This window comes from Actinoplanes lobatus (assembly GCF_014205215.1).
Classification (GTDB): domain Bacteria; phylum Actinomycetota; class Actinomycetes; order Mycobacteriales; family Micromonosporaceae; genus Actinoplanes; species Actinoplanes lobatus.
Map to the genome: position 1 here is coordinate 8,310,929 of NZ_JACHNC010000001.1, position 22,747 is coordinate 8,333,675.

16 protein-coding genes are annotated in these 22,747 nt (G+C 71.0%); 5 read left to right on the plus strand and 11 right to left on the minus strand.

Annotated features, from left to right (window positions below):
- The first annotated feature begins 12 nt into the window (after nucleotides 1-12).
- Nucleotides 13-1,305, plus strand: a complete 1,293-nt coding sequence (locus tag BJ964_RS38060; protein WP_188125181.1) for a helix-turn-helix domain-containing protein — start codon at nucleotides 13-15, stop codon at nucleotides 1,303-1,305.
- On the opposite strand, the gene BJ964_RS38065 is transcribed toward BJ964_RS38060, so the two are convergent.
- From BJ964_RS38065 to BJ964_RS38105, 9 genes are read right to left on the minus strand one after another with little or no spacing between them, the layout of a single operon-like run.
- A complete protein-coding gene (locus tag BJ964_RS38065; RefSeq protein WP_188125182.1) occupies nucleotides 1,272-2,804 on the minus strand; it encodes an ATP-grasp domain-containing protein in 1,533 nt (510 codons plus the stop codon). The genes BJ964_RS38060 and BJ964_RS38065 overlap by 34 nt on opposite strands.
- Before the next feature lie 56 nt (nucleotides 2,805-2,860).
- The gene (locus tag BJ964_RS38070; protein WP_188125183.1) at nucleotides 2,861-3,604 is read right to left on the minus strand and encodes a class I SAM-dependent methyltransferase; all 744 of its coding nucleotides are present in this window, start codon (nucleotides 3,602-3,604) and stop codon (nucleotides 2,861-2,863) included.
- A complete protein-coding gene (locus BJ964_RS38075) occupies nucleotides 3,594-4,562 on the minus strand; it encodes a hypothetical protein (protein ID WP_188125184.1) in 969 nt (322 codons plus the stop codon). The genes BJ964_RS38070 and BJ964_RS38075 overlap by 11 nt, the downstream gene beginning before the upstream one ends.
- Nucleotides 4,559-5,524 carry a PLP-dependent transferase gene (locus BJ964_RS38080; protein WP_188125185.1) on the minus strand — a complete coding sequence of 322 codons (966 nt, stop codon included), beginning with the start codon at nucleotides 5,522-5,524 and terminating at the stop codon, nucleotides 4,559-4,561. Before BJ964_RS38080 ends, BJ964_RS38075 begins: the two co-directional genes overlap by 4 nt.
- Complete coding sequence (locus BJ964_RS38085) at nucleotides 5,524-6,969, minus strand: radical SAM protein (RefSeq protein WP_188125186.1); 1,446 nt, start codon at nucleotides 6,967-6,969, stop codon at nucleotides 5,524-5,526. Before BJ964_RS38085 ends, BJ964_RS38080 begins: the two co-directional genes overlap by 1 nt.
- A 13-nt stretch (nucleotides 6,970-6,982) precedes the next feature.
- Nucleotides 6,983-7,438 carry an SAM-dependent methyltransferase gene (locus BJ964_RS38090; RefSeq protein ID WP_188125187.1) on the minus strand — a complete coding sequence of 152 codons (456 nt, stop codon included), beginning with the start codon at nucleotides 7,436-7,438 and terminating at the stop codon, nucleotides 6,983-6,985.
- Nucleotides 7,435-8,490, minus strand: coding sequence for a thioesterase domain-containing protein (locus BJ964_RS38095; RefSeq protein ID WP_188125188.1), 1,056 nt, complete (start codon nucleotides 8,488-8,490; stop codon nucleotides 7,435-7,437). The genes BJ964_RS38090 and BJ964_RS38095 overlap by 4 nt, the downstream gene beginning before the upstream one ends.
- The gene (locus BJ964_RS38100; protein WP_188125189.1) at nucleotides 8,487-9,683 is read right to left on the minus strand and encodes an MFS transporter; all 1,197 of its coding nucleotides are present in this window, start codon (nucleotides 9,681-9,683) and stop codon (nucleotides 8,487-8,489) included. Before BJ964_RS38100 ends, BJ964_RS38095 begins: the two co-directional genes overlap by 4 nt.
- A complete protein-coding gene (locus tag BJ964_RS38105; protein WP_188125190.1) occupies nucleotides 9,677-10,327 on the minus strand; it encodes an alpha/beta fold hydrolase in 651 nt (216 codons plus the stop codon). The genes BJ964_RS38100 and BJ964_RS38105 overlap by 7 nt, the downstream gene beginning before the upstream one ends.
- A 228-nt stretch (nucleotides 10,328-10,555) precedes the next feature.
- On the opposite strand from BJ964_RS38105, the gene BJ964_RS38110 reads away from it, so the two are divergent.
- Entirely contained in the window at nucleotides 10,556-12,322 is a 1,767-nt protein-coding gene (locus BJ964_RS38110) for a flavin-containing monooxygenase (protein WP_188125191.1), read from the plus strand.
- Nucleotides 12,310-13,767 (plus strand): SMP-30/gluconolactonase/LRE family protein, encoded by a 1,458-nt coding sequence (locus BJ964_RS38115; protein ID WP_188125192.1) that lies wholly within the window; start codon nucleotides 12,310-12,312, stop codon nucleotides 13,765-13,767. The genes BJ964_RS38110 and BJ964_RS38115 overlap by 13 nt, the downstream gene beginning before the upstream one ends.
- Nucleotides 13,768-13,808: 41 nt before the next feature.
- Here BJ964_RS38115 and BJ964_RS38120 read toward each other — a convergent pair whose 3' ends face one another.
- Entirely contained in the window at nucleotides 13,809-14,852 is a 1,044-nt protein-coding gene (locus tag BJ964_RS38120; RefSeq protein WP_223149682.1) for a M15 family metallopeptidase, read from the minus strand.
- 169 nt (nucleotides 14,853-15,021) lie between these two features.
- Between BJ964_RS38120 and BJ964_RS38125 the strand changes: the two genes are divergently transcribed.
- Nucleotides 15,022-17,790: a S8 family serine peptidase gene (locus BJ964_RS38125; RefSeq protein ID WP_188125193.1), complete on the plus strand. Its 2,769-nt coding sequence runs from the start codon at nucleotides 15,022-15,024 to the stop codon at nucleotides 17,788-17,790.
- A gap of 44 nt (nucleotides 17,791-17,834) precedes the next feature.
- On the opposite strand, the gene BJ964_RS38130 is transcribed toward BJ964_RS38125, so the two are convergent.
- Nucleotides 17,835-19,037 carry an MFS transporter gene (locus BJ964_RS38130; RefSeq protein ID WP_188125194.1) on the minus strand — a complete coding sequence of 401 codons (1,203 nt, stop codon included), beginning with the start codon at nucleotides 19,035-19,037 and terminating at the stop codon, nucleotides 17,835-17,837.
- A 134-nt stretch (nucleotides 19,038-19,171) separates the two neighbouring features.
- Between BJ964_RS38130 and BJ964_RS38135 the strand changes: the two genes are divergently transcribed.
- Complete coding sequence (locus BJ964_RS38135) at nucleotides 19,172-22,747, plus strand: nitrate reductase subunit alpha (protein ID WP_188125195.1); 3,576 nt, start codon at nucleotides 19,172-19,174, stop codon at nucleotides 22,745-22,747.

Sequence of the window (22,747 nt, forward strand, 5' to 3'; positions counted from 1 at the left end):
AAAGGCGCGGACTTGGGCGATTTCCGCTGGGAACAGCTCGGCGAGACGGCGGTGCGGGCGTATGCCTACGCGGCCGCCCGCACCGACGTCGACCGCACCGAACTCAGCGAGGCTCTCGGCCCGCGAAACGCCGCCGCAGCCGACCGCACCGACACCGAACGCTTCGAGCCCGGCGCGGCCAACCAGACCGACGCCGAACGCCCCAAGCCCGCCGCAGCCAACCAGACCGACGCCGAACGCCCCGGAGTGGGCGTTGCCAATCTGGCCGATATTGAACGCCCCGGAGTGGGCGTAGCCAATCTGGCCGATATTGAACGCCCCGAAACCGGCGCGGCCAACCAGACCGACCCCGAACGCCCCGGAGTGGGCGTAGCCAATCTGGCCGATATTGAACGCCCCGAGACCGGCGCGGCCGGTCCGGTCGGCATCGAGCGTGCCGCGCCCGGCGAGGCTCTTGGGGATGTCGGCGTGGCTGTGGAACGGCTGGTCGCCGCGGGGTTGCTGCGGCCGAGCGGGGACGGCCGCCGGCTGGCCGCGGTGTCGCCGGAAATCGCCCGGACACTGCTGCTCGGGCCGGTCGAGCAGGCGATCGCCGAGCTGCGGGCCCAGGCCGACGAAGCGCGGCTGGCGCTCGACGATCTGATGCCGGCGTACCGGGCCGGGCTTCCGGGCCGGGCCCCTGAACACGCGATCGAGCTGGTGCAGGGAGCTGACGAGGTGAGCCGGACGATCGCCGACCTGGCCGCCCACTGCACCGAGGAGGCGCTGCTCTGCGAGCCGGGCGAGCCGTGGCCGGGTCTGGTCGCCGACGAACTGCCGCAGCGTGGGGTGCGGTTGCGGATGCTGTACCGGCACGCAGACCGGTACCGCCCTCCGACCGCGGCGCGGGCCGGGGAGTTGACCGCGCTCGGTGCCGAGATCCGCAGTTCGGCGCCGGGCACGGCACGACTGCTGATCTTCGACCGTACGGTGGCGGTGGCACCGGTCCGGTCCGGCCCTGACGGTGTGGTGCTGCTGCGGGAGCCGAATCTGATCGGCTGTCTCGCCGAGCAGTTCGAACGGTTCTGGATTGCGGCGCTGCCGTTCCCGGACCGGGGCGCGCCGGTGCTGACGGTCAGCGACGACATCCGGGCGCAGATCATCCGCCTGCTGGTCGAGGGCGAGGAGGACAAGGTGATCGCCCGACGGATCGGGCTGTCGCTGCGCACGTGTCAACGACACGTTGCCGAGATCATGGCCCAACTGGGCGCCCGAAATCGTCTGCACGCCGGCTACCTGCTGGCCCGCCGCGCACCGTCACCATGAGACGTGCTGTCGACACGAGACATGCCATCAATACAAGACGCGCCATCAACACGAGAGGCATCGTCAAGACGAGACGCGCCATCAAGACGAGACGCATCGTCAAGACGAGACGCGCCATCAACACGAGACGCATCGTCAAGACGAGGTGCGTTGGCAAGACGAGACGCATCGTCAACATGAGACGTGCCGTCAAGACGAGGTGCGTTGGCAAGACGAGGCGCGCTGTAGAGGCGGGAACCGTCGAGTTCGTAGACGAGTTCGGTCAGTGCGGTGTCGAGGACTTGGATCATCTCGGCGTGGTCGGCGGCGTCGCCGGTGAGCATGTCGAGTTCCTGGGTGTGCACACCGCCGGGTAGCCGTTCGCCGGGGCGAACGAACGGGCGGATCCGGTGGACCCCGGGTGTCGCGCTCGCCGCAGCGATGCCGTGGATGGCGGTGACCGTGCACGGTTGTTCGGGTGCGACGGTGTTGTGCTGGAAGTACACACGATCGGGGCTGGCTCGCCGTACCGGTGGGGTCTCGCCGAGGGCGATGCGGGCGGCCAGATCCAGCAGGTCGAGGCCGGCGGCGCGGTGGGCGAGTTCGGCGATGCCGCCACCGAGCCGCCCGTTGACCTCGATGATCCGGGGCCCTGCCGGGGTCAGTTTGATCTCGACGTGGCTCAGGCCGGTGGTGACGCCGAGGGCCTCGACGGCGGCGACGGCCAGGGCCGCCACCTCGTCCTGGTCGGGGTCGCTCAGGTGTGACGGCCAGAATCCGCCGGTCTCCCGGAACGGTGGGAGGAGGCGGAACTTGCCGGTCACCGCGAGGGCGGTGACCGTGCCGGCGGCGGCCGCGCACTCGACCGACACGTAGTCGCCAAAGTTCGGTTCCGGGCGTCCTTCCAGGTACTCCTCGAGGACGAAAGCGCCGGGCGGCAGTCCGGGCAGGATCGCGGCGGCCTGCGCCTCGTCCCGCAGCAGGTGGGTGTCGCGGCTGGCCTCGCCGTGGCGTGGTTTCACCACGGCGGGCAGGCCGGTGTGGGCGACCGCCTCCGGCCACCGGGCGGGATCGGTCAGCGGCCGGTGGCGTACGGGCGTCACCCCGGCCGTGTCGAGGGCCTCGCGCTGCCGGTGCTTGTCGGTGAGCAGCGCCGCCACGGCCGGGGTGTGGAACGGCAGGCCGAGACGTTCGGCGAGCGCCGCCGTGGGGACCAGCATGCGCTCGCTGAACGTGACGATGCCGTCCGCGGTCAGGTCGGCATCGCCGATACCGGTGACGATGCCGTCCGCGGCCACATCGGTGCCGCCGAAGCCAGCGACTGTGCCGCCCGCGGTCAGGTCGGCGCCGGCGAGAGTGGTGACGTGGTCGAACTCGGCGAACATCGGCATCATGGCGGCCGCGTGTGGCGAGTCGCCCACGATCACCGCCATCGGTGCGTACCTGGCCGCGAGGAGGCTGAGCTCCAACGGCGACGCGGCGCCGGTGTCGTAGACGACGGCGAGCCGAACTCGACCCACGGCATTCCCTTCTCGGCCCTTGCGGCGGGCTCTGATGTTCAGCTGAACAAAACCGGTCAGCCCTTGCGGCGGGCCTTGATGTTCAGGCGGACGTAGTCGATCACCGGCTCCGGCAGGCGGCTCGCCACGTCGTGGACGAAGGTGCGGTGCTCGGATTCGGGGAGCCGGTCGACGTACGGGCCGATGACGACGGTGCCGAGGTAGCTTTCCAACTGCTCGCCCGGTTCCAGGGTGGCCGGGTCGTCGAGCAGGTCGACCTCGATGTCGGTGAAGCCGTTCTCGCGCAGCCGTTCCACGGTCTCGTCGACCCCGGCGAAGTAGGCGGCGTCGGCGGGCTGGCCGAGCACGTCCTCGACGGCGCCGAGCACCCGCCGTACACAACCTTGGCCACCGCATTCGGCGACGAACCAGCCGCCCGGGCGCAGCACCTGGGCGATGTTGGCGAACAGGGCGCTGTGGTCGTGGATCCAGTGGAAGGTGGCGACGCTGAACACCGTGTCGACCGGCTGCTCGACGGGCAGCGGCTTGGTCAGGTCCGCGTTGATCACGTCGACCCGGTCCAGTTTGCCGTCGAGTTTCGCCTTGAGCTGGGTGAGCATCTTGACCGAGCCGTCCACCGCCACGACCCGGCCCTCGGGGAGCAGGTCGAGCAGGGAGAGGGTGTCCCGGCCGGTTCCGGCGCCCGCGTCGAGGACGGTCTCGGTGCCGGCGAGTTCCAGGCGGGCGAGGGTGCGCTTGCCCCAGAACTTGTGCGGCAGCGGCAGGGAGTCGTAGGTGGTGGCGTCCCATTCACGGGGCATCTGGTGTTCTCCGGTTCTCGATCTCGATGGACACGTCGGTGGGCTGTCGCAGCAGTTCGAGCACCGGGCCGGGGGCCGGGATCGGCGCCTGCGGGTCGAGACACTGCACGAGGATGTCGCGCAGCCCGACCGGGGCGCCGTCGAAGCCCAGGCCGCCGCGCAGGTCCTGGCGGGCCGACACGTGCACCTCACCGCCGGTGCGGGCGAGGGTCTCGGCGGCAAGGGCGGCGAGCAGGCATTCCTCCGGGGACGGGCCGCGATCGGTGCCGAACAGCTGTTTCGGCCGGTCGATGACGATGGCGCGGTCGGCGGCGGTGACCGTGGACCGGGCGCCCTGCTGCCACACGGCATGCGCCTCAGCGGCGGCATCAGGAAGCGGCGGTCCGGCAGGGTGCGCCGACGGCGAATCACCAGGCACCCCACCAACTCCCGCCAACGGCGAACCAAGCGGTGCTCCACCGGCACCCGCCGACGGCGAGTCAGGCAGTGGTCCGGCGAGGTGGACCGGTTGCGAGCCGTCCGGGGTCACGAGCAGCAGGCGTACGGGAGTCGGCTCGGCCAGGGTCCGCAGGATGACGCTGTAGCGGCGGACGTGGTCGGCGGCCGCCGCCAGTTGGGTGGGGGTGATCAGGCCGGCGACGTCGAGGTGCACTCCCATTTTCGGCGCTTGTCCGGCGTACCCCCGGATGTTGATCTTTGTGGGGAGCGCGCCCTGCCGGGTGAGTGAGATGGCGACGGTGGCCGCGGTGTCGGCGGCGAGGGCGCTGAGCAGCAGCGCCACCGGATCGCCGGCGACGGTGAAGGGGCGCGCGACGCGGGACGGGCCGAGCAGCATGGGCCGCACGGTGATCTCCGGCCCGGCGGCGGACACGCTGATCGTGGCCTGCGCCTCCCAGGAGGCCCGCCGGACGGTGCCGGCCAGCTCACGCCAGCCGGCCAGGTCGACTCCGGCGATCATGCGGCGGCCTCCTGGGACAGAAGTGCCCGCAACCGCCCGATCAGCGGGGCCGCGTCGTCGTGTCCGGCCGCGACCCGGACCAGGTGCGGGTCGAGACCTGGCTGTTCCCAGGCGGGCAAGGTGATCGCGCCACCGGTCCGGGCAGCGTCGACCGGCACGTGGGTGGTGAACGACAGCAGCCCGCCGAAGCCGGTGTGCGTCTCCACCGCCCACGGCGCCTCGTCGAAGCCGGCCCGGTGGACCGTCGCGACCGCCGGGTGTTTGCGCAGGTACTCGGCTATCTCGTCGGCGTGCCGGTGGTGGGCGGCCATCCGCAGGTCCAGGGTGCGCAGCGCCTGTGCCAGCATCCGGTCCGACCACGGGTCGGGTCGCCCACCGGTACGGGCCACCTGCGCGCTGATCCGGCGCAGCAGCCGCGACGGACCGCATACCGTCGACAGCCCGAGTCCGGCCAGGTCGTCGAGGTAGGGGGCGCAGGTTTCGACGACAACGGTGGCGCCGAGGTCGAGGGGCCGCAGCTGGGCCGGGGACAGCGCGGTGTTGTCGACGACGAGCAGCAGGTCGGTGCTGTGGGCGAGCGCCGCGAGGTCGTTGACCGGGATCGGCCGCATCCCGGGATCGGTCATCGACTCGGTGAGGATGAGCTGGGTCCGCGGGCCGACCAGGGCGGCGACCGCGTCGAGGTCGTCGCAGTCCACGAGGTCGACGGTCCGCCCGGATTCGAGGAATTCCCGCTCGACGTGTTCGCGGGCGGCGCCGCCGAGTCCGGCGGAGACGATCACGTGGCCGCCGGGGTTGGTGAGCGCGGCCAGGGCGTACGCCGTCGCCGCGCCCGGCCCGGACAGGACCACCGCGGTCTCGGCGCCGTGCAGGTCGCACAGTCGCCGCTCGGCGCCGCTGAGGGTGGCCGGGGCCGGCCGGTCGTCGCCGGCCAGCCATCCGGTGTCGGGGGATCCGCTCATCAACGCCTGCATACCGGGGCGTCGGACAGGCTGATCCGCTGGTGGAAGTAGTGGTAGATGATCTCCTCGTGCAGGGCCTCGCCGTCGAGGGTGGGTTTCAGCGCGGCCCCGCCGTCGACCACCTCGACGAGTTTGCGGTCGATGAGGTCGGAGAACGCCGACGCGAACGGCTCGGTCTCCAGCAGGTCGGCGCCGAACTGCCGCTTGTAGCGGTCCAGGACGATCGGCTGGTTGGCCTTGAAGTTGAAGCCGAGCGCGGTGCCGATCGCCTTGTGCCCGTCGAGGCGGCGGCCGTACGCCAGCGGCAGGTCCGGCTGCGTCTGCATGTACCGCACGTACCCGGAGATGTCGGTGTCGTTGTGGGTCTGCACGAACTCGGCGCCGTCGCCGGTCAGCCAGCCGTACGCCCCGGGCCCGTGCGCGATCATCGTGTCGTAGTGCTCCCACTTGTTCTTCGAGGTCTGCGGGATGTTGCCGCCCTCGTAGGTGCCGGGCCGGCTCCACCAGCCGCACGGGCTCGGGTAGTAGTCGTGCTCCAGCAGCACCTCGACGGCCGCCTGCCGCATGGCGTAGGTGGAGGTCAGGTCCGGGAAGTAGCCCTGCTGGATGAGCCGGTCGCGGACCGCCGGGTTGTTCCAGACGGCCCGGTTGCCGATGCCCATCTCGGCCCGGTCGGCGTTGCGCAGCCGGTAGATGGTGATCGTCGGGACGCCCAGTTCGGTGAGCGCGGTGAGGTCGGCGCGCACCGACTCGGGTGTCTGGTAGGGCAGCCCGAACATCATGTCGACGTTGAACGGGCAGCCGGTGTCCAGAAGGTTCCGGACGGCGGACAGCGACTCCTCGGCCGTGTGCCGGCGCTTGGTGAACTCGTTGACCTCGTCCTGGAGTGACTGCACGCCCAGGCTGAACCGGTTGAAGCCGAGGTCCCGGGCGAGCCGCAGGTTGTCGCGGGTGAAGTTCTCCGGGTTGCCCTCGATGTTGAACTCGGCGCCGTCGGTCAGCTGGTAGTGGCGGCGCACGTGCTCGACCAGCGGGGTGATCGTGTCCGCGCTGTTGAGCAGCAGCGCCGCGGTGCCGCCGCCGATGTAGAAGGAGTCGATCCGGGCGTCGGACACCCAGCCGAACCGGTCCAGCCAGCGCCGGGACTCCTCGATCAGCAGGTCCTGCCACAGCCGCAGCGACGAGTCCTCCTTGCCGCGGGGGACCAGGCGCTTGACGTAGTTGCAGAAGTGGCAGATGTAGTTGCACAGCGGCAGGTGGAAGTAGAGGTGGGCCGGCTGGCCGGCGCCGGGGAAGGCCGCGATCTCGTCGATGAGCTCCGCGGGGGTGAGCCGGCCGCCCTCGTTCGAGGTGACGTTGATGTTGTACTCGTCGCGGGGAATCTGGAGCGCCGGGTTGCGCTCCAGGAGGGCTCCAAGGTCGAGTTCCAGGTCATGAACGGCCATGCTGATGTCCTTCCTAGAGGTAATAGGACTTCATGACGTCGTGCACCCAGCCGGGTTCGCGGACGGCCTCGACGGGCGGGACCATGGCGCTCAGGAACGCCTTGACGTCCAGCACGGGAGTGCCGTCGATGGCGTCGAGGCCGCGGACGTGCAGGCGCAGCCCGTCGACGCGGATCAGCTCGCAGCGGGACACGCCGATGTGGTTGGGGCGGTCCTTGACCCGCTGGGCGAGCACGCCGACCTTCGGCAGGGCGGTGTTGCCGCGCGGGTGCCGGGCGCCGCGGGTGGTCCGGGCCGGGTCGCACAGGTGGAAGGAGAAGACCACCTCGATGTGGGAGAACTCCTCCAGCCCGAGGGTGGCCTCGACGTCGACCTGCGCCGGGTCCAGTTCGATCACCGAGTCGACCTTGCCCCAGTGGTCGTCCTCGGGGGTGGTGCGCTCGTTGCGGACGATGCCGATCGGTGTCACTTGTCTTCCTCCGTGGTGGTGGCGGCGTCGACCAGGGCGGCGATGGTCTCCACCTGGCCGGGTTCGATCATGCTGAAGTGGTGGCCCGGCACGTCGTGGACGACGAGTTCACCGGCCCGCCGGGTCCAGTCGAGGTCACGCGGCAGCAGCACCGGCTCCATGGCGTGGTCGGTCACCCGGTAGAGGGTGACGGTGCCCGGGTAGCCGGCCGGGTCGTAGCCGACCAGCGCGTCCAGGTTGTACCGGTACATGTCGACCATCCGCAGCAGCCGGTCGCGGTCGAAGTCGGCCGGTACGGTGCCGGCCGCGACCGCCTCGGTCAGCAGCAGCTCGGCGCGGGCGTCCGGTTCCATGGCCCGCACCTCGTCCAGGTCGAGGTCGAGCTTGAGGCCGCGGCGCAGCAGGGCGTTGAGCGCGTAGTCCTCGTCGCCGCCGGTGTCCGCGGTGGGCCGGGTGTCGAGCAGCCCGACCAGGCCGACCGGTTCCCCGGCGGCGTGCAGCTGCTTGGCGATCTCGTAGGCGTACACGCCGCCCATCGAGTAGCCGACCAGGTGCCACGGTTTCCCGGCCGGGTGGACCTTGCGGGCCCGGGTGATGAAGTCGGCGGCCACGTCCTCGACCGTGGTGAGCGGCTGTTCCCCCGGCTGGAGGCCGACCGACTGCAACGCCCAGAACGGCCGGTTGCGGGGCAGCGCCTGCATGAGCCGTACGTAGACGAGGGTGGTGCCGGAGACCGGCGGCAGCCCGTAGACCGGGGCCAGCTCCGGGTCGCCGTGCCGCAGCCGGGCCAGCGGGCTGGGCGCCTCCCCCGGGTTGCCGCCGCGGACGATCTCGGCGAGTTTCGCGATGGTGTTGGCCTCCAGCAGCTGCCCGGCGGTGACGTCCACCCCGAACAGCCGGCGGATGCCGACCACCACGCTGATCGCCAGCAGCGAGTGCCCGCCGACCTCGAAGAAGTCGTCGTGCACCCCCACCTCGGGGATGCCGATGGTCTCCCGCCACAGGTCGGCGATCTGTAGTTCGGCCGGGTCACGCGGCGCGACGGTCGTCATGGGGTGCTCCGTTCGTACTGGTGGGCGCGGGCGGTGGCCGGGCCGGTCGCCCAGCCGGCGGCCAGGAAGGCGGCGGCCAGCACGAGCCAGCCCGGCCGGCCGCCCTCGATCAGCAGCAGGGTCAGGGCGGCCGGTGCGACCATCTGTGACACGGCCGTCCCGGAGTTGAAGAAGCCCTGGTACTGGCCCTGCCGGTCGGGCGGTGCCAGTTCGTAGGCGAGCACCCAGCCGGCCGACGACTGGACCATCTCGCCGTAGACGTGCAGGCCCGCGGCGACGATCAGCAGCACCGTCGCCACCACGGCGTCACGCCCGTCGGATGCCGCGAAGAACAGGCACATGCCTGCCAAGACCAAAGCAGCGGTACGGGTGGCGCGCACCGCCGTGGGCACGGTGTCGATGCCGGTCGTGACCCGGACCTGTAACAGCACGACGGTGACCGTGTTCAGCACGACCAGGGCGGCGGTCAGCGGTTTCGGCGCGCCGGTGTGCAGCACGATCCACAGCGGCAGGATCACGTCGAGCACCGGCACGTGCAGCGACATCACCATGTTGAGCAGGGTGATCGTGGCGTAGGGCCGGTCCCGGAGGACGGCCAGACGCGGCTCGCCGGGTTGCCGTTCGACGGCGGTGGGCGGGGCGGCGGGCAGCCGGTGCAGCAGGACGGCGGAGCCGAAGAACGAGAACGCGTCAAGGGCGAGCACGATCCGGTACGCCTGCGGGGTGTCCGCCGCCAGCGCCAGCGCCCCGACTCCGGCGCCGATCGCCAGGCCGATGTTGGTGACCACGCGCAACCGGGCGCGGGCCTGGACCAGGTCCTGCCCGGAGAGGACGGCGGCCATCAGGGCCTGCCGGGCCGCGTACCCGCCGCGGCCGAAGAGCGCCCACGCGCAGGCGATCACGACGAACGCCGGGTACGAGTCGAGGACGATGTAGCCGGCCGCCGCGACACCGGTGAGGGCGACCAGCAGGACGGCGACCCGGCGGGCGCCGAACCGGTCGGCGAGATGGCCGGCCGGGACACCGGCCAGCACCCCGGCGACTCCGGCGGCGGCCAGGCCGAGACCGAGCGCCGCCGGGGAGAACCCGAGGACCTGGGTGAAGTAGAGGGCCGAGCAGGTGCCGAACGCACCGTTGCCGATGTTGGTGACCAGCTGTGCGGTCACCAGTTTCCGGGCTGGGCCGGTCAGCATGGGCGCCCGGTGATGACCGCGGCGAGGCGGGCCGGGTCGTCGAGGCAGCCACTGTGGTCGCCGGGGATCGTGGTGACCCGGATGCCGGCGGCGCTCATCCGGCCCCGCTCGTCCGGGCCGATCATGTCGCTGTGCTGGGCGGCGAGCACGTGCACCGGGATGCCGAGGCGCTCGACCATGCGGCCGTACCGGTACATCCACCGCAGGTAGCTGCCCTCGGCCCACTCGTCGGCCTCGTGCTGGGCCGGGTCGGCGGTGAACGACTGGTCGATCACGACGAGGCTGCGGATCAGGCCGTCGCCCCAGGTGGCGGCACAGGCGGCGCCGACCAGGGCGCCGTACGAGTAGGCGATCACGTCGACCGGCGGCCGCAGCAGGTCGGCGACGCGGTGCACGTCGGCGGCGAAGTCGAGGACCGAGTAGCCCCAGGCCGGGCGGGGGCTGTCGCCGTGGGCGCGCAGCGACACGTACATCGATTGACTCGCCGGCGGCAGTGCGCCGCCCAGCCCGCGCAGCTGGTGTTTGTCGCCGCCGAACCCGTGCAGGAACAGCCGGGACGGCCCGGCCGGACCCGTGACGAGGTCGAAGTCGATCAGCTGAATTCCCGGTACGCCGGCCAGCGCCGGCGTTGTTGACCTGCTCAAACAGTCATCCCCGTGTTAGTTCGTTCAGGTGCGCCCCGGCCATCCTCTTTCTTCACCGGACCGGTGAGGAAGGCCTGTCCACTGTCGGATCTCCGCATGGCAGAGATCCGCCTGACTCGATGGCCTTATTGATGTTGACCGTTCGGCAGTCACTTGCTTTAAAGTTCGCGCGCGGCTTAGCTTTCGTTCGGCGACGCACGCACACGGGGGCCTGTCGGAAGGGGACGTATGTCCACGACCCGCGACATCGAAGCGCTTCGCGCGAGATACCGTGCCGAGCGCGACCGCCGGATCCGGCCGGACGCCGGCGGGCAGTACCGCTCCACGGCCGGCGGCGAGTTCGGCTACTACGCGAAGGATCCCTACACCGAGCGCATCGACCGGGAACCGGTGTCCGACCGGGTCGAGGCCACCGTGATCGGCGGCGGGTTCGGCGGTCTGCTCACCGGGGCGCGGCTGCGCCAGGCGGGCGTACGGGACATCCGGATGATCGACGAGGCGGGCGACTTCGGCGGCACCTGGTACTGGAACCGCTACCCGGGCATCCACTGCGACATCGAGGCGACCGTCTACATGCCACTGCTGGAGGAGGTCGGCTACGTCCCGAAGTGGCGGTACGCCCCCGGCGAGGAGATCCGGCAGCACGCGATGGCGATCGGCAAGCGGTTCGACCTCTATCAGGACACCCTGTTCCACACCAAGGTCACGTCGCTGACCTGGGACGACGACACGTGCGAGTGGCAGGTGAGCACCGACCGGGGTGACGCGTTCCGGTCGGAGTACGTGGTGATCTCCTCGGGCCTGCTGACCCAGGCGAAGCTCCCCGGCATCCCCGGCATCGACGAGTTCCGGGGGCACACCTTCCACACCAGCCGGTGGGACTACGGCTACACCGGCGGCGACCAGACCGGCGGCCTGGACGGGCTGGCCGACAGGCGGGTGGCGGTGATCGGCACCGGCGCCACCGGGATCCAGGTGATCCCGCACCTGGCCGAGTCGGCCCGGCACCTGTTCGTCTTCCAGCGCACCCCGTCGACCGTCGACGTCCGCGACAACCGGCCCACCGATCCGTCGTGGGCCGCGTCGCTCCAGCCCGGCTGGCAGCGGGAGCGGATGGACAACTTCCTGACCATCGTCAGCGGCGGGCCCGCCGACGTGGACCTGATCGACGACCGGTGGACGGCGACCGCCAGGCTCCAGCGCGTGTTCCTGACCGGAACCCGTTCCGAGCTGACCGACGAGCAGCTGGAACTGGCCGACGCGGCGACGATGGACGGCATCCGCGCCCGGGTGGACGAGGTGGTCGCCGACCCGGCCGTGGCAACGTTGCTGAAGCCCTGGTACCGGTACATGTGCAAGCGCCCCACGTTCAGCGACCACTATCTCCAGGCGTTCAACCGGCCGAACGTCACGCTGGTGGACACCGCGGACCACGGCGGCGTCACCCGGATGACGGCCACCTCGATCGTGGTCGGCGACCAGGAGTACGAGGTGGACTGCGTCATCTTCGCCACCGGGTTCGAGGTCGGCATCTCCGGCGTGCTGTCCGGGACGTTGCGGGTGACCGGCCGCGGCGGGCGCGACATCTTCGAACACTGGGCGACCGGTTTCCGGACACTGCACGGGTTCACCAGCCACGGCTTCCCGAACCTGTTCCAGCTCGGGCCGATCCACAACGCGAACGCGGTCAACTTCGTCCACATCCTCCAGGAGCAGGCCACCCACATCGGCGCGATGGTCGCCGAGGCCCGCGAGCGGGGCGCCCCGCGGATCGAGCCGACCCTCGAGGCCGAGGACGAGTGGGCCGCCACCATCGACCGGAACGCGCACAGCAGCTACGCGTTCCAGGCCGAGTGCACGCCCGGCTACTACAACAACGAGGGCCAGCCGATGGCGGCGAGCTTCTCGTTCGGCCCGGGCCCGATCGCCTTCCACGACACCCTGCGCCGCTGGCGTACCGACGGAGGAATGGAGCAGGTGCTGTGGAACGGCTGACCGGACCCTCACCGCTGCGCGGGTCGAACGGCATCGCGTTCGGCCCGGACGGGCTGCTGTACGTGGCCGAATTCCTGGCCGGGCGGATCCGCACGGTCGACGTGCACACCGGCGAGGTGTCGGTGCTGGTCGGCGCGGACGGTCCGTTGCAGTCCCCCGACGACCTGGCGTTCGACGCCGACGGCAACCTGTACGTCGTCGACCTGGCGCCCGGCCTGGTGTGGCGGCGTACCCCGGCCGGCGACCTGAGCGTGGTGGCCGAGGGCATCCGCAACCCCAACGGCATCTGCTGCCTCGGCAACCGGCTGTTCGTCAACGAGATGGCCTTCGCCGGCCGGGTGCTGGAGATCGGCGCCGGCGAGCCGGCCGTGCTGGCCGAGGGCCTGATGCTCGGCAACGCCATGCAGGCCGGCCCGGACGGCAACCTCTACTTCCCGCACATGTTCCCGGGCTCGGTCCACCGGGTCGGCCCCGACGGTGGCGAACCGGAGCTGTTCGCCGACGAACTGCCACAGACCGTGGCCGTCCGCTTCGACCGCAACGGCGTCCTGCACGTGCTGCTCGTCGACGAGAACGGCACCGTCGTGCGCATCGACGGCGACCGGCGGACCACGATCGCGACCGGGGTGCCCGGCCTGGACAACGCGGCCTTCTCCGGCGACAACCGGATGTTCGTGTCCAGTTTCGCCACCGCCGGGATCACCGAGGTGCTGCCGGACGGGACCACCCGTGAGATCGTGCCGCACGGCTTCGTGGGCCCCTATGACGTGGCGGTCGACGACGCCGGGAAGGTGCACACCGCCGACCACTACCGGATCGACCGGGCGCTGCTGCCGTTCGCGCACGGCCTGGCCGCCGCCGGTGACCAGCTGCATTTCACCTCGCAGTACGGCCAGACCGGAACCTACGACCGGATCTCCGGGTCACTGCGCATGCGCGAGGTCGCCTTGAATCACCCTCTCGGCATCGCGGTACGCCCGGACGGCGCCGTGGTGATCGCCGAGTCCGGCGCCGGCCGCGTCCTGGCGATCACCGTCGACGACACGGTAGAGGTGCTGGCCGAAGGCCTGGGCCGCCCGGCCGGCGTCGCGGTCGACGCGGACGGCCGCTGTTACGTCAGCGACGAGGAAAACGGCACGGTCCTCCGCTTCGAGGACGGCAAACCGGTCGCCGTGGCCGAAGGCCTGTCCGCCCCGCAGGGCCTGGCCATCGCCGACGGCCGCCCGGTGGTCGTCGAATCGGGCCGCCGCCGCCTGCTCGCCCTCGGTCCCGACCAGCGGACACTGGCCTCGGACCTGCCGGTCGTACCACCCCGCGACCCGCAGCCGGCTCTCATGGTCCACGACCTGCCCGGTGTCCCCCGCCCCTTCGCCGGCCTGGCCACCGCCCCGGACGGCACCCTCTACCTGGCCGGCAACGCCGACGGCAGCATCCTCCGCTTCTAGTCCAGCGGGGTGCCGCAGGGGCACCCCGCTGGGTTCCGGAGTCAGCCGCCGGTGATGGACCAGTGCCAGGCCTCGGAGGGCAGGTTGACGTAGCCGTATTTCGCGGCGTTGGCGGACAGCCACGTGAAGGCCTTGGACTTCCTGGTCAGGGTTTTTCCGTCGGAGGTGACGTCGACGGCCAGGCCGAGTTCGTGCAGGGAGCGGCCGGGGATGGCGGTCGGGACGCGGCAGGAGGAGGACGGCGCGGTCCACACGTCGGGGCAGCCGTTGATCTTGCGGAGTTCGATCTGGCGTGCCTTGGTGCGGAAGCCGCCTCCGGAGATCGAGATGCCGTCGGCGCGGGCGTCGTCGACCATCCGCTTGAAGGCGTAGGCGACGTTGCGGTGCACCGTGACGCCGTAGACCGATGTGGTGTCGGTCACGGTGAACTTGGGGCGGACCTCGTTGACCACGGTGGCGCTGAGTGTGGCGGCCTGCGCGGCGTAACCGGCCGCGGTTCCGGCGGTGGCGATGCGCTGTTCAGTCCGAGGGATCGCCGCGGCGGCGGCCTCGCGCGCGGCGGTGGCCTTCCGTAGCCCGGTGGCGGCGGTCCGGCCCTGAGCCTGGGCGGCGCGCAGGACGGTGGCGGCCTCGTGCAGCCGTTTGCGGCGGGCGTCGCGGTTGGTGGTGGCCGTGGTCACCGCCTTGGTCGCCCTGGTGACGGCATTCTTGCTGCGGGGGCGCTGCTTCTTCGCGCGGGCCAGTTTGTTCTTCGTGTCGGTGAGTCCGCGTTCGGCGGTTTTGAGCCGTTCGTGTACGGCCGCGTGTGCCGTGGTGACATCGGCCAGCCGTTTCCGGGCGGTGGCGTCGGTCCTGGTGGCGGCGGTGACCTCGGCGGTACGGGTCTTGAGCGCCACCTTCTGGTCGGCCAGGGTTCTGCGCAGCGCCGCCTTGGTCGCGTCGACGGTGAGGCTGCGGTACATGATCCTGCTGTAGTCCTTCGCGATTCCGGGGACCGCGGCGTGGGCCGTGCCGGGGTTGCCGACGAGCGGGGCAGCGACCGCGAGGGCGGTGGCCATCGCGGTGATGATCCGTGTCTTCCTCACCTGACGTGCGCTCCTTGCCTTCCGGGTGCGTGGCCGTACCACCGTGCGATCCGGCGGGTGCGGCCGCGATCGGTGTCGGAGAGCGATCCGGTTGCGGTGCTCGAACATTGATCCCGATCCCGATAACATCCACGAGCATCGAATCGATAGATGTCAGTTGGGGGACTGCATGCTTCGAACAACCGTCGCTGCTCTCGCTATCGGCGCCACCGTGGTCGGGATCACCGGCACCGCGGCCCACGCGGAATCACCCGACGATCACGCGTACGCACAGATCGCCGCTCTACAGGAACTCAAGAAGTCGATGACCCCGGACGAGCGCAAGCTCGACAGCCGGCTCGCCATCGAACTGCGCAAACGGGACAACGGGGTGGCCACGAACGCGCTCCCGGCGCTCACCACCGGCGTCGAGGTCACCAAGTCCGGCACGGTCGAGGTCGAGGTGCACGCCGAGAAGGTCGGCGACGACCTGCTCGGCCGGCTCCGCAAGGCCGGCGCGGGGATCCGTTTCCCGTCCGAACAGACCGGTACGGTCCTCATCGAGGCGCCGCTCGGCACGCTGCCGGAGATCGCCTCCTGGAAGGACGTGACCGCGGTCAGCCTGGAGCACGGCGCGATCACCGGCCACCAGAAGGACCCGAACGTGCACGTCAAGCCCGAGTCCAAGGAGACCAAGACCGCCCGGATCGAGACGGCTCTCAAGGCCGCCCCGAAACTGACCACGGCGGCCGCCGGCTCGGTCGTCTCCGAGGGCGACCGCACGCACGCCGCCGACACGGCCCGTACCAGGCACAAGGTGACCGGCGTGGGGGTGAAGGTCTGCGCCCTGTCCGACGGCGTGGACTCGCTCGCCGACTCGCAGACCTCCGGCGACCTGCCCGCCGACGTCGACGTGCTGCCCGGCCAGGAGGGCGAGGGCGACGAGGGCACCGCGATGCTGGAGATCATCCACGACCTGGTGCCGAACGCCGAACTGGGCTTCGCGACGGCGTTCACCAGTGAGGCCAGCTTCGCCGAGAACATCCGGGCGCTGCGCTTCACCGGCGGCTGCGACATCATCGTCGACGACGTCGTCTACTACCACGAGAGCCCGTTCCAGGACGGTCTGCCGGCGCAGGCGGTCAACGCGGTGACCGCGGACGGCGCGTACTACTTCAGTTCGGCCGGCAACGAGGGCAACACCCTCGACGGGACCTCCGGCAACTGGGAGGGCGACTTCGTCGACTCGGGGCTGGGCCTCGGCAAGTTCGCCGGGGACGCGCACGACTTCGACCCGGGCGAGGGCGTGTCGATCCTCAACCCGCTGTCGCCGAACAGCGACGGCCGGATCACCACCCTGTGGTGGGCGGACCCGCTGGCCGGTTCGGCCAACGACTACGACCTGTACCTGATCAACTCGGCCGGCAACGTGACGTCGTTCTCGCAGGACGTGCAGGACGGCGACGACGACCCGTGGGAGATCCTCCAGACCGGCGCCACCACCGGCCAGAAGGTGGCGGTCGTCAAGTTCGCCGGCGCCGACCGGTACCTCCAGCTCACCGTGTTCCGCGGCCGGATGGGCTTCTCCACCCCGGGTGTGCTGCGCGGGCACAGCGGCGCCGTGAACGCGTTCGCCGTGGCGGCCACCCCGGCGGCGGTCGCGCTGCCGTTCGACCTGGAGACCGGCGACCCGGCGAACCCGGTCGGGCCGTACCCGAACGTCCACACCCGGCAGTCGCTGCCGGAACGATTCACCTCGGACGGGCCGCGCCGGGTGTTCTACGCCGCCGACGGCACGCCGTACACGCCGGGGAACCTCTCCTCGACCGGTGGTGTGGTGCGGGCCAAACCGCAGATCACCGCGGCCGACGGGGTGGCCACGTCGGTGTCCGGCTTCAACCCGTTCTTCGGCACCTCGGCGTCGGCGCCGCACGCCGCCGCGATCGCCGCGCTGGCACTCTCCGGGAACCCGGGGATGACCGGCGAGGAGATCCGGGCGGCGCTCACGTCGACCGCCCTGGATCTGGCGCCGGCCGGGTACGACCAGCGCACCGGCAACGGTGTGATCCGGGCCGACCTGCTGCTGCGCAACACCGGCGCCACCCCGCAGCCGCTGGTCCGGGCCGGTGAGCCGACGGTCACCCCGACCACCGGCGACGGCGACGCCCACCTGGAGCCGGGCGAGCAGGCCACGGTCACGGTGCCCGCCGTCAACGAGGGCGACGGCACGGCGACCGGGGTCAGTGTGGTGGTGTCCACCTCGGATCCGGGGGTGACGGTCACGCCGCGGTCCCGGTCGTACGGCACCATCGCGGCGGGCGCGTCCAAGACCCGGGACTACACGGTGACGCTGGCCGCCGACTACCCGCTGGGCCGGCCGGTGACGTTGCAGACCCGGGTCACCTTCGCCGGGGTGCTGTCGCCGACCAACCGGACGGTGCACGTGCCGGTGGGGCAGCCGTCAACGACGGTGCGCGACTTCGCCTACGGTGGCGCGCCGGTGCCGATCCCGGACAACGACCCGACCGGGGCCTCCGCCACGGTCGACGTCGCCGGTGTCGGCTTCGCGTCGGCGCTGACCGTGTCGATCGACGGCACCGCGTGCTCCACGGCCACCGGCGCCACCACGGTCGGCCTCGACCACACCTTCGTGGGCGACCTGATCGGCACGCTGAGGGCGCCGGACGGCCGGTCGGTGACGCTGTTCTCCCGGACCGGGGGCAGCGGCAACAACCTGTGCCAGGCGGTGTTCGACGACGCGGCCGCGACACCGTTCGCGTCGGCGCTGTCCAGCAACGCGCCGTTCACCGGCAGCTGGAAGCCGGCCGGCCCGCTGTCGGCGCTGCGGTCCACGCCGGTCGACGGCACGTGGACGCTGCACGTCGCCGACCGGGTCGGCGCGGACACCGGGTCGATCCGGGCGTTCTCGCTGCACATCGCCGGTTACGAGGCGGCCTGATGACGACCGTCCGGGCGTGTGCGCACACGCCCGGACGGTCCCCGTCACGCGTGGGCGACGTTGCCGGGACGAGGGCGGCCCACCGACAGCACGTCGAGCAGCAGGGCGGCACCGGCCACCAGGGCCAGCAGGACAAGGCCCAGCGCGTACGAGTCGAAACGCTGGTAGATGCTGCCCATGACCAGCGGCGGCACGAACCCGCCGAGCCCGCCCGCGGCACCGACGATCCCGGTCACCGAACCGACCTGGGCGGGCGGCGCCAACTGTGCGACCAGTGCGAACGTCGCGCCGCTGCCCGCGCCGAGGGCGGCGGCCATGGCCAGGAACGCGATCGTGCCCAGCGGCATGAGCGGCGGCGTGAACGCCTGCACCAGCGCGCCGGCCATCACCACGACCAGGGCCACGGCCAGGACCCGGGCCGGGGGCATCCGGTCGGAGAGCCAGCCGCCGACCGGCCGCATGACCACCGCGAGCAGCACGAATCCGGCCATCCGGTTGGCGGCGTCGGCCGGGGTCAGGTCGTAGGCGGTCTTCAGGTAGGCGGGCAGGTAGACCGAGAACGCCACGTAGCCGCCGAACGAGACCGCGTACAGTGCGGCCGCCTGCCAGGTGATCCGCAGTTTCAGGGCGGCACCGAGGCGTTGCGCGAGCGGCGCGGTGGGCACCGTCCGGCCGGGCGCGTCACGCAGCAGCAGCCAGGCCACGACGGCGTACGCGGCAAGCGCCCCCGCCGTGATCAGGAACGGGGTGGCCATGCTCCCGGCGTCGACCAGCTTGACCGTGGTGAGCGCGCTGATCGCCGTCCCGCCCATGCCGACGCCGAACACACCGACCGCGAAGCCGCGCCGCTCCGGCGGGAACCAGGCGTTGACGAACGGGACACCGACCGCGAAGGTGGTGCCGGCGATGCCCAGGAAGAAGCCGCCGACCAGCAGCGAGGCGAGGGCGTCGTGGCCGAACAGTCCCAGGTAGAGCACCGGGACGATGGTGATCAGTGTGATCAGCGGGAGCATGATCCGGCCGCCGTAGCGGTCGGTGAGCGCGCCGACCGGGATGCGGCCGACCGAGCCGACCACCACCGGTACGGCCACCAGCAGCGCCTGCTGGAACGAGGTGAGGCTCAGTTCGGCCTGGAATCTGCTGGCCAGCGGGCTGAGCAGGGCCCAGGCCCAGAAGTTGAGGGCGAACCCGAGAGTGGCCAGGAACAGCATCAGGTTGGGACGGCCGGTCGTCGGTGAAGTGCTCATCGGTCTCTCCGTGAGGGATGGTCTTCTCCGGTCAGGGTGGCACAAACACGAGCCGGGGTTCGCGATTCCGCTTGCACAGGCGCCCGGCTCGGACGAATGTGAGACCCAGGCCACTCAACCGGAAGGATCGCTCCATGGCGGACGGTTCCGGACAGGCGTTGTTGCAGTTCGGCGGTCTGATCAGGCGGGCGGAGGTGTCGCCGGACGGCCGGGCGCTCTACCAGATCGGCGGGCGGGAGGCGGACGCCTTCTACCGCGACCGCTGGTCGTACGACAAGGTGGTGCGCTCCACCCACGGGGTCAACTGCACCGGCTCGTGCTCGTGGAAGGTGTACGTCCGCGACGGCATCATCACCTGGGAGCAGCAGCAGACCGATTATCCGACCGCCGGGCCGGACCGGCCGGAGTACGAGCCACGGGGCTGCCCGCGCGGGGCGGCGTTCTCCTGGTACACCTACTCCCCCACGCGCGTGCGGTACCCGTACGCCCGCGGGATCTTGATCGAGATGTTCCGGGAGGCGCGGCAGCGGCTCGGTGACCCGGTGGCCGCGTGGGCCGAGATCCAGGACGATCCGGCGAAGCGGCGCGCCTACCAGCAGGCCCGCGGTCAGGGCGGCCTGGTCCGGGTGAGCTGGGACGAGGCCCTGGAGATCGCCGCCGCCGCCCACGTGCACACGATCAAGGAGTACGGTCCGGACCGGATCGCCGGGTTCTCCCCGATTCCGGCCATGTCGATGGTGTCGCACGCGGTCGGCGCCCGGTTCATGAGCCTGATCGGCGGCACCATGCTGTCGTTCTACGACTGGTACGCGGACCTGCCGGTGGCCTCGCCGCAGGTGTTCGGCGACCAGACCGACGTGCCCGAGTCCGGTGACTGGTGGGACGCCTCCTACCTGCTGATGTGGGGCTCCAACATCCCGGTCACCCGGACCCCGGACGCGCACTGGATGGCCGAGGCCCGCTACCGGGGCCAGAAGGTCGTGGTGGTGAGCCCGGACTTCGCCGACAACGTGAAGTTCGCCGACGAGTGGATGCCGGCCCAGCCGGGCACCGACGGGGCCCTCGCGATGGCGATGGGCCACGTGGTCCTCAAGGAGTTCTTCGTCGGCCGCCGCACCCCGCGGTTCATCGACTACGTGCGCAGGTACACCGACCTGCCCTACCTGATCACGCTGAAGCAGCGGCCGGACGGCGCCTACCAGCCGGACCGTTTCCTCGGTGACGATTTCAAGCCGGTGGTGTGGGATTCGGCCACCGACGCGCCGGCGGTGCCGCGCGGCAGTCTCGGGCACCGGTTCGGCGACGAGCCGGGTCAGTGGAACCTCGATCTCGGCGACATCGAACCGGCGCTGACCTGCCTGGGCGCCGGCGACGCGGTGGAGATCGTGCTGCCGCGCTTCGATCTCGAGGACCCGGCCACGGTACGCCGCGGCGTACCCACCCGCATGGTCGACGGCCAACTGGTGACCAGCGTGTTCGACCTGATGCTGGCCCAGTACGGGGTGTCCCGGCCGGGTCTGCCCGGGCAGTGGCCGATGGGCTACGACGATGCGGACGCGCCCTACACGCCCGCCTGGCAGGAGCCGATCACCGGTGTCCCGGCGGCGCAGGTGGCGCGGGTGGCCCGGGAGTTCGCCGACAACGCGGAGCGCTCCGGCGGCCGGTCGATGATCCTGCTCGGCGCGGGCGTGAACCAGTGGTTCCACGGCGACACCACCTACCGGGCGATCCTGGCGCTGGTCACGCTGACCGGCTGCCAGGGCGTCAACGGCGGCGGCTGGGCGCACTACGTGGGCCAGGAGAAGTGCCGTCCGGTCACCGGCTGGCAGCAGCTCGCCTTCGCGCTGGACTGGGTGCGGCCGCCGCGGCAGATGATCGGCACCGCGTACTGGTACACGCACACCGACCAGTGGCGCTACGACACGTACACGGCCGACGTGATCGCGTCGCCGACCGGCACCGGCCTGTTCAACGGCCGGCACACCATGGGTCTGCTCGCCCAGTCGGCGCGGCTGGGCTGGATGCCGTCGATGCCGACGTTCGACCGCAACCCCCTGGATCTGGCCGACGAGGCCGGCGACGACCCGGGCTCCCATGTGGCGGGCGAGTTGCACTCCGGGCGGCTCGGGTTCGCCTGCACCGATCCGGACGATCCGAAGAACTGGCCCCGGGTGTTCACCGCCTGGCGGGCCAACATCCTCGGCTCGTCGGCGAAGGGCAACGAGTACTTCCTCAAGCACCTGCTCGGCACCCGCTCGAACCTGCGGGCCACCGACGTGTCCGGGAAGGGTGCGGCGCCCGAGGGCAAGCTGGATCTGATGCTCAGCCTCGACTTCCGGATGACGTCGACCACGCTGCTGTCCGACATCGTGCTGCCGGCCGCCACCTGGTACGAGAAGCACGACCTGAACACCACGGACATGCACCCGTTCATCCACGCGTTCACCCCGGCGATCAGCCCGCCGTGGCAGACCCGGACCGACTTCGACATCTTCCACGGCCTGGCCCGGCACTTCTCCGCCCTGGCCAAAACCCATCTGGGGGTACGCAAGGACCTGGTGGCGACACCGCTGCTGCACGACACGCCGGACGCCATGGCCACCCCGTACGGGCGGGTCGTCGACTGGCACGAGACCGGCGAGATGCCGGTGCCCGGAAGGACGATGCCGAGGATCACCGTGGTGGAGCGTGACTACGGGGCGGTCGCCGACCGGCTGGGCGCGCTCGGGCCGCTGCTGGACACGCTCGGCACCACCGGCAAGGGCGTGCACGTCGACGTCCGGCCGGAGATCGACTATCTGCGCCGCAAGAACGGGGTGGTCCTGGGCGACCGGCCGTCGCTGGTCAAGGACGTCCACGCCTGCGAGGCGATCCTGGCGCTCTCCGGCACCACCAACGGGCGGGTCGCCACCGAGGGCTTCCACGACCTGGAGAAACGGACCGGGGTGAAACTCGCCGATCTGGCCGCCGAGCACGAGGGCAAGCAGATCACCTTCGCCGACTGCCAGGCCCGGCCGGTTCCGGTGATCACCAGCCCGGAGTGGTCGGGCAGCGAGACCGGCGGCCGGCGCTACTCGCCGTTCACCATCAACGTGGAGCGGCTCAAACCGTGGCACACGCTGACCGGGCGCCAGCACTTCTTCCTCGACCACGACTGGATGCACGAGGCCGGTGAGGCGCTGCCGATCTTCCGGCCGCCGCTGGACATGCACCGGCTCTTCGGCGAACCGCGGCTCGGGCGCAACGGCGAGCTGGAGATCACCCTGCGCTACCTGACGCCGCACTCGAAATGGTCGATCCACTCCGAGTACCAGGACAACCTGATCATGCTGACGCTGTCCCGGGGCGGGCCGACCATGTGGATGAGCGAGGCGGACGCCGCGAAGATCGGGGTCCGTGACAACGAGTGGATCGAGGCGGTCAACCGCAACGGCGTGGTGGTCTGCCGGGCCGTCGTGTCGCACAAGATGCCCGAGGGCACGGTGTACTTCTACCACGCCCAGGAACGGGTGATCGACGTGCCGAAAGCCGAGATCAACGGCCGGCGCGGCGGCATCCACAACTCGCTGACCCGGCTGCTGGTCAAGCCCACCCACATCATCGGCGGGTACGCCCAGTTGTCGTTCGCGTTCAACTACCTCGGCCCGACCGGCAACCAGCGCGACGAGGTCACCGTCATCCGCCGCCGCTCGCAGGACGTGGAGTACTGA